This is a genomic window from Pseudomonas sp. OV546 (genome assembly GCF_900116845.1).
Taxonomy (GTDB): domain Bacteria; phylum Pseudomonadota; class Gammaproteobacteria; order Pseudomonadales; family Pseudomonadaceae; genus Aquipseudomonas; species Aquipseudomonas petroselini.
This window is the reverse complement of record NZ_FPCE01000005.1, coordinates 96,260-111,202: the sequence shown is the minus strand read 5'-3', so window position 1 is coordinate 111,202 and position 14,943 is coordinate 96,260. Positions and strand designations below refer to the sequence as shown.

General features: G+C 60.2%; 16 protein-coding genes. 10 read left to right on the top strand and 6 right to left on the bottom strand.

Annotated features, from left to right (window positions below; all coding sequences use genetic code 11):
- From BM403_RS13220 to rluB, 5 genes are all read left to right on the top strand, one after another.
- Positions 1–630 (top strand): L-threonylcarbamoyladenylate synthase, encoded by a 630-nt coding sequence (locus BM403_RS13220; RefSeq protein ID WP_015885581.1) that lies wholly within the window; start codon positions 1–3, stop codon positions 628–630.
- Between the two features lie 120 nt (positions 631–750).
- Entirely contained in the window at positions 751–1,449 is a 699-nt protein-coding gene (locus BM403_RS13215) for a segregation and condensation protein A (RefSeq protein WP_173390412.1), read from the top strand.
- A 12-nt stretch (positions 1,450–1,461) separates the two neighbouring features.
- A complete protein-coding gene (gene scpB / locus BM403_RS13210) occupies positions 1,462–2,394 on the top strand; it encodes an SMC-Scp complex subunit ScpB (protein WP_015885579.1) in 933 nt (310 codons plus the stop codon).
- Positions 2,395–2,570: 176 nt separating this feature from the next.
- Complete coding sequence (locus tag BM403_RS13205) at positions 2,571–2,762, top strand: DUF1289 domain-containing protein (RefSeq protein WP_015885578.1); 192 nt, start codon at positions 2,571–2,573, stop codon at positions 2,760–2,762.
- 144 nt (positions 2,763–2,906) lie between these two features.
- Entirely contained in the window at positions 2,907–4,118 is a 1,212-nt protein-coding gene (gene rluB / locus BM403_RS13200) for a 23S rRNA pseudouridine(2605) synthase RluB (RefSeq protein ID WP_015885577.1), read from the top strand.
- Positions 4,119–4,308: 190 nt separating this feature from the next.
- Here the strand turns inward: rluB and BM403_RS13195 are convergent, their stop codons facing one another.
- Entirely contained in the window at positions 4,309–5,268 is a 960-nt protein-coding gene (locus tag BM403_RS13195) for a CgnE/CgnB domain-containing protein (protein ID WP_093543179.1), read from the bottom strand.
- A 74-nt stretch (positions 5,269–5,342) separates the two neighbouring features.
- Complete coding sequence (locus tag BM403_RS31880) at positions 5,343–5,480, bottom strand: hypothetical protein (RefSeq protein ID WP_003175756.1); 138 nt, start codon at positions 5,478–5,480, stop codon at positions 5,343–5,345.
- A 639-nt stretch (positions 5,481–6,119) separates the two neighbouring features.
- Between BM403_RS31880 and BM403_RS13190 the strand changes: the two genes are divergently transcribed.
- The 4 genes from BM403_RS13190 to arfB all read left to right on the top strand — a co-directional run bounded on the left by BM403_RS13190 (position 6,120) and on the right by arfB (position 10,104).
- Positions 6,120–7,541, top strand: a complete 1,422-nt coding sequence (locus BM403_RS13190) for an amino acid permease (RefSeq protein ID WP_015885574.1) — start codon at positions 6,120–6,122, stop codon at positions 7,539–7,541.
- Positions 7,542–7,648: 107 nt separating this feature from the next.
- Positions 7,649–8,332 carry a pentapeptide repeat-containing protein gene (locus BM403_RS13185; protein WP_015885573.1) on the top strand — a complete coding sequence of 228 codons (684 nt, stop codon included), beginning with the start codon at positions 7,649–7,651 and terminating at the stop codon, positions 8,330–8,332.
- A gap of 99 nt (positions 8,333–8,431) precedes the next feature.
- Positions 8,432–9,598 (top strand): hypothetical protein, encoded by a 1,167-nt coding sequence (locus BM403_RS13180; protein WP_015885572.1) that lies wholly within the window; start codon positions 8,432–8,434, stop codon positions 9,596–9,598.
- A 92-nt stretch (positions 9,599–9,690) separates the two neighbouring features.
- Positions 9,691–10,104, top strand: a complete 414-nt coding sequence (arfB, locus tag BM403_RS13175; protein ID WP_034109044.1) for an alternative ribosome rescue aminoacyl-tRNA hydrolase ArfB — start codon at positions 9,691–9,693, stop codon at positions 10,102–10,104.
- Here arfB and BM403_RS13170 read toward each other — a convergent pair.
- The 3 genes from BM403_RS13170 to BM403_RS13160 all read right to left on the bottom strand — a co-directional run bounded on the left by BM403_RS13170 (position 10,101) and on the right by BM403_RS13160 (position 12,262).
- Entirely contained in the window at positions 10,101–11,297 is a 1,197-nt protein-coding gene (locus BM403_RS13170; RefSeq protein ID WP_015885570.1) for an MFS transporter, read from the bottom strand. The genes arfB and BM403_RS13170 overlap by 4 nt on opposite strands.
- Positions 11,298–11,401: 104 nt before the next feature.
- Positions 11,402–11,584: a hypothetical protein gene (locus BM403_RS13165; RefSeq protein ID WP_093543177.1), complete on the bottom strand. Its 183-nt coding sequence runs from the start codon at positions 11,582–11,584 to the stop codon at positions 11,402–11,404.
- A 366-nt stretch (positions 11,585–11,950) separates the two neighbouring features.
- Positions 11,951–12,262, bottom strand: coding sequence for an Mpo1-like protein (locus tag BM403_RS13160; RefSeq protein ID WP_093543174.1), 312 nt, complete (start codon positions 12,260–12,262; stop codon positions 11,951–11,953).
- Between the two features lie 160 nt (positions 12,263–12,422).
- Between BM403_RS13160 and BM403_RS13155 the strand changes: the two genes are divergently transcribed.
- Complete coding sequence (locus tag BM403_RS13155; RefSeq protein WP_093543172.1) at positions 12,423–13,481, top strand: AraC family transcriptional regulator; 1,059 nt, start codon at positions 12,423–12,425, stop codon at positions 13,479–13,481.
- On the opposite strand, the gene BM403_RS13150 is transcribed toward BM403_RS13155, so the two are convergent.
- Positions 13,438–14,892, bottom strand: coding sequence for a TrkH family potassium uptake protein (locus BM403_RS13150; RefSeq protein WP_015885566.1), 1,455 nt, complete (start codon positions 14,890–14,892; stop codon positions 13,438–13,440). The two genes, BM403_RS13155 and BM403_RS13150, sit on opposite strands and share 44 nt — an antisense overlap.
- Positions 14,893–14,943: the final 51 nt, after the last annotated feature.

Below are 14,943 nucleotides of genomic sequence, written 5' to 3'. Positions count from 1 at the left end.
GTGAGTCAATTCTTCCAGATTCATCCGGAAAACCCCCAGGCGCGCCTGATTAAACAGGCCGTCGAGATCATTCGCGCCGGTGGCGTGGTGATCTACCCAACCGACTCTTCCTACGCCATTGGTTGCCAGATCGGCGACAAAGGCGCGGTCGAGCGTGTAAGACGTCTGCGTCAACTGGACGACAAGCACAACTTTGCGCTGATCTGCAGCGACCTGTCCCAGTTGGGGCTGTTCGCCAAGGTCGACACCGGCACCTTCCGCCTGCTCAAGGCCCACACGCCAGGGCCCTACACCTTTATTCTGAACGCCACCCGCGAAGTGCCGCGCCTGCTGTTGCACCCGAAGAAGCGCACCATCGGCCTGCGGGTGCCGGAGCACCCCATCGCCCTGGCACTGTTGGCCGAGCTGGGTGAGCCGCTGATGAGCGTGTCGTTGATCATGCCCGGCGATACCGAACCGCTGGAAGACCCATACGAAATGCGCCAATTGCTGGAAAAACAGGTCGACCTGATCATCGACGGCGGTTTCGGCGGCGGCAAGGCGTCCACCGTGATCAACCTGGCCGATGGCGAACCGGAAGTGATCCGGGTGGGTTGCGGCGACCCGGCTCCGTTTATGGTCGAGGCCTGAATGTCGGCCGTGGAAACCGTCGACCCCCAGGCAGGCGCCCAGCAGGAACTGCCGTTTGCCATGGTGTATGGCCAGGCGGTCATGGAAATGCCGCTGGATCTGTACATTCCGCCGGACGCGCTGGAAGTCTTCCTTGACGCCTTCGAAGGTCCGTTGGACTTGTTGCTGTACCTGATCCGCAAGCAGAACATCAACATCCTCGACATTCCGGTGGCGGAAATCACTCGCCAGTACATGGGCTATGTGGAGCTGATGCAGTCGGTGCGCCTGGAGCTCGCCGCCGAGTACTTGGTGATGGCCGCCATGCTTGCCGAGATCAAGTCGCGCATGCTGCTGCCGCGCTCGGAGACGGTCGAAGCTGAAGAGGACGACCCGCGCGCCGAACTGATCCGCCGCCTGCAAGAGTACGAACGTTTCAAGGCCGCCGCCGAAGGTATCGACGGCTTGAGCCGTGTGGGTCGCGACGTGGTGGTGCCCAAGCTCGACGCCCCCGAAGCCCGTGCGCGCAAGTTGCTGCCGGATGTGAGCCTGGAAGAATTGTTGATGTCCATGGCCGAGGTGCTGCGCCGTGGCGACATGTTTGAGCACCACCAGGTCAGCCGCGAGGCGCTGTCCACCCGTGAGCGTATGAGCGACGTGCTGGAGCGCCTCAAGGGCGGCGGCTTCGTGCCGTTTGTCGAGCTGTTTACGGCCGAAGAAGGGCGCCTGGGGGTGGTGGTGACCTTTATGGCGATCCTCGAGTTGGTGAAGGAATCCTTGGTTGAGCTGGTCCAGAATGAGCCTTTTGCGGCTATCCACGTGCGGGCGCGAGCCGAATAAAGAGCTGAATCGATGAATCTGACTGAACCCCGCGAACTGGCCCCATTGCTGGAAGCCTTTCTCCTGGCCTCGGGTAAACCGCAATCCCTGGAGCGCTTGTTCGAACTCTTTGAGGAGGCCGAGCGCCCTGAGCCGCCGGTGTTCAAGAAGGCGCTGGAGATCCTGCGCAAATCCTGCGACGGACGTGCCTTTGAATTGCGCGAGGTGGCGTCGGGTTATCGCCTGCAGATACGTGAGAAGTTTTCCCCGTGGGTCGGCCGCTTGTGGGAAGAGCGCCCACAGCGTTATTCACGGGCGATGCTGGAGACCATGGCGCTGATCGCCTATCGCCAGCCGATCACCCGTGGCGAGATCGAAGACGTGCGTGGCGTGGCGGTCAACAGCCATATCGTCAAGACCCTGCTGGAGCGCGAGTGGATCCGTATCGTCGGTTACCGCGACGTGCCCGGCAAACCGGCGATGTTTGCCACCACCAAGGTGTTTCTCGACCACTTCAACCTGAAGAACCTCGACGATTTACCGCCGCTGGCCGAACTGCGCGAGATGGAAGCCGAGCCGGTGCTCGATTTCGACGACGCGCCGGTGCCCGCGAGCCTGCAGGAACTGGCCGACGCGACCGCAGAGCCGGAAGAACCGAAGGACGAGACCAGTTTCCACACGTTGTTGCTGGAGCTGGATGACATGGAGCAGGGGATCAAGACCGACTTTGATGATTTGTTGCGTGACGGTGCTGCCGAGCCTGAAGCGCAAGTGAACGTGGACGTTGAGCCTGAGGTCGAACCTGAGCCCGAGCCCGAAGAAGATATCCTCGGCGTGGCCGAAGCCCGCGAGAAACTTCTCGCCGCCGTCGCCGCCCTCGAACATCCGCCGCTGAGCGATGAGGAAGACGAAGCCCGGGCCCTGGCCGAAGCGATCGAGGCCGAGCGCCGCCAGTTCGAAGACTGACGCGATTTATTTACCGCCACTGACCTCATGTGGGAGGGGGCTTGCTGTGGTGAGTGGGGCTTGTCCCCCGACAGGTTCACCGCCGACTCAAGGGGCTGCTTCGCAGCCCAGCGCAGGGCAAGCCTGCTCACCACAGCAAGCCCCACACATTTGACTTTGATTGTCAGGGAAAACGCATGAGCTCCACCAAAGACCCTTGCATCAGCCTCTGCAAATTCAACGACGACATCTGCGTTGGCTGCGGCCGCAGCAAGCGCGAGATCCGTGCCTGGAAGAAACTCGACAAAGCCGACAAGCGTACCGTCTTGGCCGAAGCCGAGCTGCGTTTGCTGGCCCTGGGCGCCACCGGTCGGCGGAAAAGCAAATGACTGGGCGCATATCGACTAGTCTCTGATGCGCAACGCGCGCAATGCGCGTATGATTCGCGACCCTTTGCCGAGCTATTCGGCCAAAGCCCCGCTTTCAACACTCTTCAGGCCACGCCTGAATCGACCCACCGGGAGGTGCTTAAGATGAACGACAAAGACCAGAACGACAGCCAGGAAATCGGCCCAGCAGGCGAAAAACTGCAAAAGGTGCTGGCGCGTATCGGCGTGGGCTCGCGCCGCGACGTCGAAGCCTGGATCACCCAGAAGCGCATCAAGGTCAACGGCGTCGAGGCCACCCTCGGCCAGCGCGTCGACCTGCACGATGCAATCACCATTGATGGCAAGGTCATCAAGCGTGAAGAGGCCGCCGAATCGGTGCGCCGCGTGATCATGTACAACAAGCCCGATGGCGAGATCTGCACCCGTGACGACCCGGAAGGCCGTCCGACCGTGTTCGACAAGATGCCTAAGCCTAAAGAAGGCCGTTGGATCAACATCGGCCGTCTCGACATCAACACCACCGGCTTGCTGATGTTCACCACCGACGGTGAGCTGGCCAACCGCCTGATGCACCCGTCCTACGAGATGGACCGCGAATACGCCGTGCGTGTACGCGGTGAAGTCGATGACGAAATGATCGAGCGCCTGAAGGCTGGCGTGGTGCTGGAAGATGGCCCGGCCAAGTTCACCGACATCAAGCAAGCCCCAGGCGGTGAAGGTTTCAACCATTGGTACCACTGCGTGGTGATGGAAGGTCGCAACCGTGAAGTCCGTCGCCTGTGGGAATCCCAGGGCCTGGTGGTGAGCCGCCTGAAGCGCGTGCGTTTCGGTCCGGTGTTCCTCAACTCCGACCTGCCGATGGGCCGCTGGCGCGAAATGAGCCAGTACGAAGTCGACATCCTCAGCGCCGAAGTCGGCCTGACGCCGGTCGCGATGCCGCAGATGAACGCCAAGAGCAAAGACAAGCTCGAGCGTATGCAGCGTAAATCGTCGCGCCCTGTGGCTCGCACCGAACGTGTTGCCCGCACCCTGCGCCCGGCGCTGAATGCACCGGCGACCGGCGGTCGTATCTCGCGTGAGCCGCAGATCGAAGGCGAGCGCCGCCCCACCGCGCCATCGCGTCAGGAAGGCGAGCGTGCTCCGCGCACCCCGCGTCCTGCCCCGGCGGGTGGTCGCAGCAACCGCGGTGAAGCCGATCGTCCAGCGGACAACGCCAGCACCAAGCGTCCAGCCAAGCCGGCGGCCAACAAGCGCCCCGGCCCGAAACTGGTCGCGGACGAGCCGTCGGGCAAGCGCCGTGGCGCCCCGGCCGGTTCGGGTCAACGCCCGGGTTTTGGTCGCAAGAAGCCGCAGTGATGTAAGTGCTGCATAAAAAAACGCCAACCTTTGGGTTGGCGTTTTTTTTTGCTTTGGAATACCGTCAAAAATGTGGGAGGGGGCTTGCGCCCGATAGCGGTGTGCCAGCCACCCATACATCAGCTGAACCACTGCCATCGTGGGTAAGCCCCCTCCCACAGTGGATCTCTATGAGAATCGACGTCAGCGCTTAGAACGCAAAGGTGCCATCAAACACCGGCTTGTCATCCAGCGCCAGTACCCCACTGGCGAAGATCAGATCCAGGTGATGGCTGCCTTTCTGCCCGCCCCCCAGGCCCAGGTGCAACCCGCAATGGCGCTCCTCAAACCCGGCATTGCGCGCATACAGGTCCTTCACGCCTTCATTGGTGCCAATCCCCAGTTCCTCCACACGCCGGTTGGACGGGTTGGCATTCAGGTATTTATTGAAATCATCCGCCAGCCCAGGCACGTCGCTGGCCACGCTGCAGATGGTCGAGTTCTCGATCCACAGCTCCAGCGGTGATTGCAGCACGCCGTATTTACGCGCGAATGGGATGGTGCTGAGAAAGGTGCCGACAAACCGCACCTGGCCATTGATGGCTTCGCTGTGGGTGGCGATCTCACCGGGGGCGAGGTCGTGGTTACCGACGCCGTTGATATTGGTCCACTTCTTGATGCTGCTCATCGGCGCTTCCAGCCGCGAACCGTGCTTATCGGTAAAGCTCAGCACAGTGGCTTGGGACATGCGCCGGATCAGCGTGGCGTTGAGGTCGGCAATGCGCTGGGGTTCGACGCTGAAGGTGTCGTAGAAGTAGTCGCCGTAATCCTTGAACAGCAGGGATTTTTTCCAGTGCTCGGCCATCACGCCTTGCAGGGCACGGATAAAGTCCGGGCCTTCGGCGCGAGGGTTGGGCAAGGTCGAGGAATCGTAGAGGAACAGGTACAGGTCGCAGGTTTCAATCGCTTCGGTCAGGGTATCGCTGGTGGCCAGGTCCAGGCGCTGCACCTGGAAGTTGAAGCGGGCGGCACTGCTGTGGGTGATCGCCTGGGCGATGGCGTCGTAGCGCTCGGTATGGCCCAGCAACACGGTGGGGCAGCTCAGGCCGTTGAGCGCCGGGTGGTGCGCGAGGTAGTAGAGAAAGTGTTCGACGGCGCGGGCCTTGTCCATGACGTACTTCCTTTCTGTGCCTTGGGTAAGGGGGCAGGTGCCGTGCACAGCACCTGCCGAATGCCTGCCGGTTTTTAGAATGGCCACATCGCGGTGCCGAACGGCACAACGGCATCGGCTTGCATCATTTCAACGGCGGCCTCATGGGTCGGCGCTTCAAACCAATCGTCGAGTTGCAGTTCGGTTTCCAGGTCGTTTTCCAGTGCTTGCATGGTGTATCTCCTAGAGGACGTTGTTTGAGAACGGCTTGCCAACGGGCTTCGCGGGCAAGTGGGATGAACCTAGGAGAGAGTGTTTATAAATGCAAAATTTTTATTGACACGGTTTCATTTGGATTTTTTGTTCTGTTTTTAGGCGATCGTTTTTTCTTGAATGAATACAGGTAGCTGGCGCGACTAATCTGCCAGAAATTTCCTACCGTCAATTTTTATTAAAATTACAGCTGTAACGCTAATTTTCCATGCTGTAACGATTAATTTACGAGTAGATGGCGACATTGTTGGCCGATCCTGCGCTGTAAGGATTACCTGACAGATCGTCGCACTCGCTTTTCGCGGCCCCCCCCCAAGCGGTCGAGCGGTGTACAATCCGCCGCGTTTTACTGTGACCCCCTTGCGTAACCACGCAAAAGGCCAAGACCTCGGGGTTTACCCGCCCTGATCACTCCGCCTGGCCACGAGCCGGACGGGTTCGATTTCGTCACAGATAAAAACAAACAGGTGACGCATGACCGTTAGAACGACGCTGTACTCCTGGTGCCTGCGCTGGGGTTTGAGCGGCGCTGCTTGAGTCGGTAATTCAAGGCAGCAACCTGCATTCAACATCCTCAAACCTTGCGTGAGACCCTTTTCATGAGTGGACCCCATTCCTCTTCAGGCGAGCTGAAACGCGGCCTGAAAAACCGGCATATCCAGTTGATCGCCCTCGGTGGCGCCATCGGAACCGGCCTGTTCCTCGGCTCGGCCGGGGTGCTCAAATCCGCTGGCCCGTCGATGATCCTGGGCTATGCCATCTGCGGCTTCATTGCCTTCATGATCATGCGCCAGCTCGGCGAAATGATCGTCGAAGAGCCGGTTGCCGGTTCCTTCAGCCATTTTGCCCACAAGTATTGGGGCGGTTTCGCCGGCTTCCTGTCGGGCTGGAACTGCTGGATTTTGTACATCCTGGTGGGGATGTCGGAGCTGACGGCCGTCGGTAAATACGTGCACTACTGGTGGCCGGAGATCCCGACGTGGGTCTCGGCAGCGGCGTTCTTCGTGCTGATCAACCTGATCAACCTGGCCAACGTCAAAGTCTTCGGTGAAGCCGAGTTCTGGTTCGCCATCATCAAGGTGGTGGCCATCGTCGGCATGATCGCCCTGGGCAGCTACCTGCTGGTCAGCGGCACCGGCGGCCCGCAGGCCTCGGTGAGCAACCTCTGGGACCACGGCGGCTTCTTCCCGCACGGCGTCGGCGGATTGGTGATGGCCATGGCGATCATCATGTTCTCCTTCGGCGGCTTGGAAATGCTCGGCTTCACTGCAGCCGAAGCCGACCAGCCGCGCACGGTGATCCCAAAAGCGATCAACCAGGTGATCTATCGCATCCTGATTTTCTACATCGGTGCCCTGGTGGTGCTGCTGTCGCTGACGCCGTGGGACAGCCTGCTGGCGACCCTCAATGCCTCCGGCGACGCTTACAGCGGCAGCCCGTTCGTGCAGGTGTTCTCGATGCTGGGCAGCAACACTGCCGCGCATATCCTTAACTTCGTGGTCCTGACGGCGGCACTGTCGGTGTACAACAGCGGCACCTACTGCAACAGCCGCATGCTGCTGGGCATGGCCGAACAGGGCGATGCACCTAAAGCACTGGCGAAGATCGACAAGCGCGGCGTGCCGGTACGCGCCATCCTCGCTTCGGCGGCGATCACCCTGGTGGCGGTGTTGATGAACTACCTGATCCCGCAACACGCGCTGGAACTGCTGATGTCGCTGGTCGTGGCAACGCTGGTGATCAACTGGGCGATGATCAGCTTCTCTCACTTCAAGTTCCGCCAGCACATGAACCGCACCGGCCAGGTGCCATTGTTCAAGGCGCTGTGGTACCCGTATGGCAATTATGTGTGCCTGGCGTTCGTGGTGTTTATCCTGGTGATCATGCTGATGATCCCGGGGATTCAGGTGTCGGTGTACGCGATCCCGGTGTGGGTGGTGTTCATGGCGGGGTGTTATGGGCTCAAGAATAAGCGCAGTGCCGATGCGGCGCTGACGACAGCGAGTGAAGCGTTGAAGTAAGCGCCCGCACCTAAAAGGAAAACCCGGCGCAGTGCCGGGTTTTTTGTGGGCGTCGACGGGTTAGACTCGCGTCTTGTTGTGATCTGTTCATTGGCTGGAGCCCACCCATGCACCACACCGACATCGACGGCGGCACCTTGCAGCGCTGTGAGCTGGAAGACCTGATCGATCAGCACGGCGGCCCCTTGCGCCTGGTGGGCGTTGACTTGAGTGGCGCCGATCTGTCGCGTATGGCCCTGGATCACTGGGTGTTCGAACGCTGCATCCTGGTCCAGACCTCGTTCCTTGGATCGCGCTTAGAGGGTACCCAGTGGAAAAGCTGCCGCGCCGGCCACGCCATCTTTGAAGCGGCGAACCTGCTGGAGGCGCAGTTCCACAGCTGCGACCTGAACAACACCCGTTGGCAGCGCAGCAAGTTGTCCCAGGCGAGTTTTGAGCACTGCAAGTTGACCGGCGCCAACTTCACCCATTGCGCCTCCCTGGGCCTGAGCTTCAGCGAAACCCGGTTGAACAGCGCCTTTCTGTCGGGGTTGTCGTTCGCGCGTACTGTGCTGAATAACCTGGATTTTTCCGACAGCGATTTGTCGGATGCGGATTTTCGCAAGGCCGAATTGATCGACTGCAGCCTCGCCCACGCGCGTATCAACGGTGCCAATTTCGCCGGCGCCGACCTGCGCGGTGCGGATCTGAGCGGGTTTCGCCTCAATGATGCCAAATTGTTCAAAGGCGCCGTGATTTCCAAAGCCCAGGCGTCGATGTTGTTGTCGGAGTTGGGCTTGTCCGTTGCCTGATTATTCGGTTTGTTGCTGTCAGCAGCCCGTCGCCGGAACTGTGTGGTGTTGCCTTGCAATAAATATATAGTGGTTTTATCTGAATATTTGAGGTGATGTATGCGAGATCTGATTTCCGTCAGCAGGCAACCTTTCAATCCAGCCAATGAGTACGCACCGGCCTTGGATACCGGCTGCGGCAATAAGCTGTACGCCGGTGAGGAAACCCCGGCATTCACGCCGCACACCGGAGTCTCCATCGCGGGGAAAAACTACTCTCCCGCTGAAAAAGACTACCTGGTCAATGCCTTCGTCAACGATACGCTGCAAAACTCCAACTACGAGAACCCAGAACACCTTGCGCGCCGAGCGAAGCATTTCTTCACGCACATCGAGTCTGAAATGGCCATCGGTCTGGGCGTTGAGAAAGATTTGCTCCGCGACGACTCGCCAGCATCGCAACTGTCATCACATATGGCACACCTGGTTCGCGGTTTGTGGACGCATTCAAAAAGTGATCCCGCGTTTCGCGAGGCGCTGCACAAGGAGTTGTTGGCGCCGAGCAATGACCCCGGCAACGTTCTACTGGCTGGAGAGGGCACAGGCGGTCTGTACTTGAGTATGAAAAACCTGCACGCCCTGTTGGTTCGCGGTGAGCAGGGGCCGTTGACCCGTGAGCAAGCGCAGCAAGGTGCGGAAATGGGCTTTGGTATCAAGGCAATTGCCGAGGCGCTCAAGGCGCATGATCCGATGCTCAGTAGCGTCGATGCCTACACCGTGCAGCATCGCGTGGGGTCGAACCGTGTTGTGGACGGTGTGAAGACACATCATTTCACCAGCCGCCATGGCACGGATTTGCGCAACGACTTGGGCACTCAGGTGCGCGATGAGCTTGGCATGCCCGTCATGTTGGGTACCTCGGGTGGCGCATCGGATGTCGCCTCGACCATTCGATATGCAGCCCAATTACAAGGTCAATCCATGTGGCCAAGCGGGATGGACGAAAAGAACGGCCGGGCAGCGATGATGGGGCTGGTGTTTCATCTGATGCGTAACCAAGTCACAGACAATGCCCAAGGCTTCTACGACAAGATGCGCAGCGATTTGCACGGTTTGTCTGCCAAACGGGTTGAGCCTGCGCTGATCTTTTCTCATTCCTTCCCGGAGGTGGTGTCGGGCGTCGAGATGACGCTGAATGATGAAAAACCCACCGATCGCCAAGCGATGATCCATTCAACGTTGCTAGCCAAGTCTCTGTTGGAACAGGCCTTTGCCAACAGGACATGAGGCGCGTCGAAGCACCTGCGCGGGAAGCGGGCCGATGTAGCATCGTGACTCGTTCGCGTATGCTGGCGAACCTGAACCGCGGACCTGTCTCAATGCTGGTGATTTCCAATAACGTGCATTTGCCCGACGCCGAGATCGAGCTGACCGCCATTCGCGCCCAGGGTGCCGGTGGGCAGAACGTCAACAAGGTGTCGAGTGCGGTGCACTTGCGGTTTGATATTCCGGCGTCGTCGCTGCCGGACTTCTACAAGGAGCGGCTGTTGGCGTTGCGCGACAGCCGTATCACCAGCGAAGGCGTGCTGGTGCTCAAGGCCCAGCAATACCGGACCCAGGAGCAGAACCGCGCGGATGCGCTGGAGCGTTTGGTGGAGCTGATCCTCAGCGCCACCAAGGTGGAGAAGAAGCGCCGCCCGACCAAGCCGACCCTGGGCTCGAAAAAGCGACGGCTCGAATCCAAGACCAAGCGCGGCAGCATCAAGGCCGGGCGCGGCAAGGTCGACTTCTAGTCGCCGCGCGCTTCGCGGGCCTTGGGTGCCTGGCGATACAGGTACACGCTCAGCAGTAAACCACCGAGGGCGGCGAGGGCGGCGAACAGGAAGATCGACGCGAAGCCGAAGCCTGCCGCCACGGCCCCGGCGAGTGGCCCGGTGATGCCCAACGACAGGTCGATAAACAGTGAATAAGCCCCCACTGCCGAGCCACGACTGGACGCCGGCACCAGGTTGACGGCTTCCACGCCCAAGGCCGGAAACACCAGGGAAAAGCCGAAACCGCTCAATGCCGCACCGGCCAGGGCCAGATGGGCGTCCGGCGCGAGCCACAGCAACAGCAGGCCGAGAACCTCCACCGACAGGCAGGCAATCGCTACGCGAAACCCGCCGATCCGGTTGATCAAATTGCCGAACAGCAGCCGCGCACCGATAAAACTGGCGCCGAACAGGCTCAGGGCCCACACCGCGTTATCCCAATGCTGGGTGGTGTAATACAGGGTGATGAACGTGGCGATGGTGCCAAAGCCAATAGAGCCCAACGCCAGTGCGCAGCCGTGGGGCAATACTCGACCCAGCACATTCATGAACGGCAGGCGCACGCCGGCAACGAGGGGGGCGGCGACTTTGTTCCAGGCCAGCAACAGGCCGACGATTGCCAGCAGGATGATGCTGACGCCCATGCTCCACAGCCCGAAATGTCTCACCAGCACTACGCCCAGCGGTGCACCGACGGCCAGGGCTCCATAGCTGGCGATGCCGTTCCAGGAGATGACCTTGGCGGTATTCGCCGCACCGACGCGGCCGATGCCCCAGCCGATGGCGCCCGAGCCCACCAGGCTTTCAGCACTGCCCAGTACCAGGCGGCCGATCAGCAGGCTGCCCAAGCTCAACGCCGGCAGGCTTGAGAACCACGCCGCGAGCAGCATGAACACACCGCTCAGGCCGCAGCCCGCCAGGCCAATCAGTACCGCGCGCTTGCTGCCCAGCGTGTCGATGATTTTGCCCGCATAGGGGCGGCTCAGCAGGGTGGCCAGGTATTGCACGCTGATCACCAGGCCAGCAATGACTGCGCCGTAGCCCAGCTCACTGTGCACATAACCTGGCAACACGGCCAGGGGAATGCCGATATTCAGATAGCCGATGAAGGTAAACAACACGATGGAAACAACTTGCAGCGTGACCGCCAGGGGGCGCTGTGTATCGGGCATGGGAGAGGTCCACTGTCGCAGCAGGTAAAGATAGGCTGCTAATGATACCGGTGGTTTGCCCCGTGCAGGGCGGTAAACCGCAAAAATCTCAGATCAAAAAGACCTCAGGCTTGTGCAGGGGCCAGCAATTGGGTGGTGACCAGGGCGGCCAGGGCGTTTTCCTGGGTGCCGAAGCGCTTGAGCAGCACGGCCTGTTTGTCTGCGCTGAGGCGGTTCCAGATCTCGACCATCTGCAGGGCAGCATCGAGTACGGCGGTGTCCGGGGTATTGGGGAGATTGTCGGTCATGGTGGGTATCTCGATTTATTCAGGCAGTGTGGAAAGCGCTCAAAGGTGCGCTTTCCACACGGTCTGGTACGGCGTCAGTCCCGGCTTTCGCGCTCTACTGGTTTTGCTTCTTTGGCCTCAGGCTGTTTGTCGCTGGCCTGCTGCGGGGTTGGCTGCTCTGTAGGGTGCAGGCTTGGGAAGGGGAGATTAGGTATCTCGTGCATCGTCGTCGCTCCTCGCAAAGTCTGTTTTTTCAATCGCAGGTGATTCCGCGCTCTCAAAAAGCCTTGGCAGGATACAGCACTGTAAATGACAAATAGACTTTTATATCGCCGGATTTACGTAAGCTCATCGTTCAAGCGCAAGTGACATGGGGTCACACCCGCTTTAAAACGGCACCTTGCCGAGAATCATGTCGCGGTACATCACAAAGTCCCCCAGCAGGCTGTAGAACGGGTGCTGAAAGGTCGCGGGGCGGTTCTTTTCGAAGAAGAAGTGGCCGATCCAGGCAAAGCTGTAGCCGGCAATCGGCAAGGCAATCAGCAAGCCCAAAGAACCTCTGCCAATGGCATACGCCAGGATACCGATCACCAGCGTGGTGCCAATAAAATGCAGGCGCCGGCAGGTGCTGTTGGCGTGCTCGCTCAGGTAATAGGGGTAGAACTCGGCGAAGCTATTGAAACGTCTCACATTTTCCACGGCGACCGGCCCTTTGATTATTGTTCCGCCGAACAGATGTTCGGCGGGGAGCTTATTTGAGTCTAGAGTGATCAGTAGTAACAGCCAGTGACAATAGATGCCACTTTAGTATCCTTGGCTTCCTGGCTGCTGTTTGAGCCTGCTTTATTAAGAAGACGCCATGAGCGAACGAACAACTTCTGCAAGCTGGGCGATGGGGATAGTCAAGGCATTGGAAATGGACGGCCTGGATTGCCGTACCTTGTTCAAGCAACTCGGCTTGGACTACGCCGCCCTTGACGATCCCGATGCGCGGTTCCCGCAAGACTCCATGACGCGTCTGTGGCAACGGGCGGTGGAGCTGTCGGGTAACCCGGCGATTGGCCTGAACATGGGCAAGGTCGTGCGCCCGGCGTCGTTTCATGTGGCCGGCTACGCACTGATGTCCAGCAACACGCTGGCGGAAGGCTTTATGCGCCTGGTGCGCTACCAGCGGATCATCGCCGAAAGTGCCGACCTGAGTTTCCGACTGATCCCCGAAGGTTATGCGCTGATTCTGACGGTGCACGGTGATCACTTGCCCCCCACCCGGCAGAGCGCCGAAGCCTCACTGGCCTGTGCCTTGGCGCTGTGTGGGTGGTTGACCGGCCGTACCCTGCAACCACGCAAGGTGGTGTTGCAAGGCGATCAACCGGCGGACCTCACCCCCTATAAACAAGCGTTCCATGCCCCCCTGGAATTCAACGCGCCCTATGACGCGCTGATTTTCGAACGGGCGGATATGGACGCGCCACTGCCCACGGCCAACGAGGCCATGGCGCTGCTGCACGATCGGTTTGCCGGTGAATACCTGGCGCGCTTCTCGGAAAGCCGCGTGACTCACAAGGCGCGCCAGGTGTTGTGCCGCTTGTTGCCCCAGGGCGAGCCCAAGCGAGAGGTGGTCGCCCAGACGTTGCACCTGTCCCAGCGCACCTTGCAACGGCGTTTGCAGGAAGAGGGCACCAGTTTCCAGACGTTGCTCGACGACACCCGTCGCGAGCTGGCCGAGCAGTACCTGGCGCAGCCGAGCATGACCCTGCTGGAAATTGCCTACCTGTTGGGCTTCGCTGATCCGAGCAACTTTTTCCGCGCGTTTCGTCGCTGGTTCGATGCCACGCCCGGCGAATACCGGGCGCGGTTGCTGGAAGCGTCGACCGTCAGTGACGCCAAAACGCCGGAATGCACAGAACAAAGACTGTAATGATCTCCAGCCGGCCCAGCAGCATGCCGAGCGACAGGATCCATTTGGCCGCATCCGGCAGGCTGGCGAAGTTGCCCGCCGGGCCGATGGTTTCGCCCAGGCCCGGGCCCACGCCGGACACTGTACTCGCGGCGCCGGTCAAGGCGGTCATCCAGTCCAGGCCCAGCAGCGACAGGGCCAGGGCAATGGCGCAGATGGTGATGGCGAAGAAAAACGAAAAGGTCAGGATCGAACGCACGATCTCTTCGTCGAGACGGTGGCCGTTGTACTTCTGCTTGATCACCGCGCGCGGGTGAATCAGCTGGTTCAAGTTGGCCTTGAGCAGGATATACGCGACCTGGAAACGGAAGATCTTGATCCCGCCCGCCGTAGAGCCCGAGCAACCCCCGATGAACCCCAGGTAGAAAAACAGCATCAGTGAGAAGTTGCCCCACAGGCTGTAGTCCCCCAGCGCAAAACCCGTGGTGGTCACCACCGACGTGACATTCAGTGCCACGTGACGCAGGGCCTCCAGCCAGTGCAGGTTGGTGGTCCACCAATACCAGGTGCCAAGCACCAGCCAGGTCACCAGCAACAAACCGAGCAAGCCCTGTACTTGCTGATCCTTGATCAGTGCCTTGCGATTGCCACGCAAGGTCGCCACGTACAGGGTGAACGGCAAGCTGCCGAGGATCATCACCACCACCGCCACCCAATGCACGGCGGGTTGTTTCCAGTGCGCCAGGGATTCATCGGAGGTGGAGAACCCGCCGGTGGAAATCGCCGACATCGCATGGTTGATCGCATCGAACAGGCCCATCCCGGCCCACCAGAACGCCAGGCTGCCGAGGATGGTGATGCCCACGTAGGCCGCCACGATCAGGCGCGCCACCATGTGCGAGCGGGGCATGACTTTTTCCGAGCGGTCCGAGGATTCGGTCTGGAACAGGCGCATGCCACCAATGCGCAGCAGCGGCAGGATCGCCACCGCCATACCGATAAAACCGATGCCGCCCAGCCAGTGCAGCAGCGAGCGCCACATCAGGATGCCCGGCGACATGGTGTCCAGCCCGCTCAACACGGTGGAGCCGGTGGCGGTGATGCCGGACATGCTTTCAAAAAACGAGTCGGTGTAGCTGATGTGTTGGGTCAGCAGAAACGGCAGCGCAGCAAAGATGCACACCACCACCCAGCTGGTAACGGTCAGCAGGTACATGTCTCGCGGGCGCAGGTGCACATGTTCCGGGCGACCGGGAATCACCAGGGCCAGGCCGGCAATGAAGGTGATCATGCTGGCCCACAGGAACGAGGGCAGGTCACTGGTGCGTTCGAAGATCACCAGGGTTGCCATGGGCACGACCATGGCGATCGCGAGGGTGATCAGGAAGATGCCGATGATGAAACCGATGATGCGTAGGGTCGGCAACGCCATGAAGTTCGCTCGAGGTAGGGCAGAGGCGCCATTCTACCTGGGGTGTGGGGC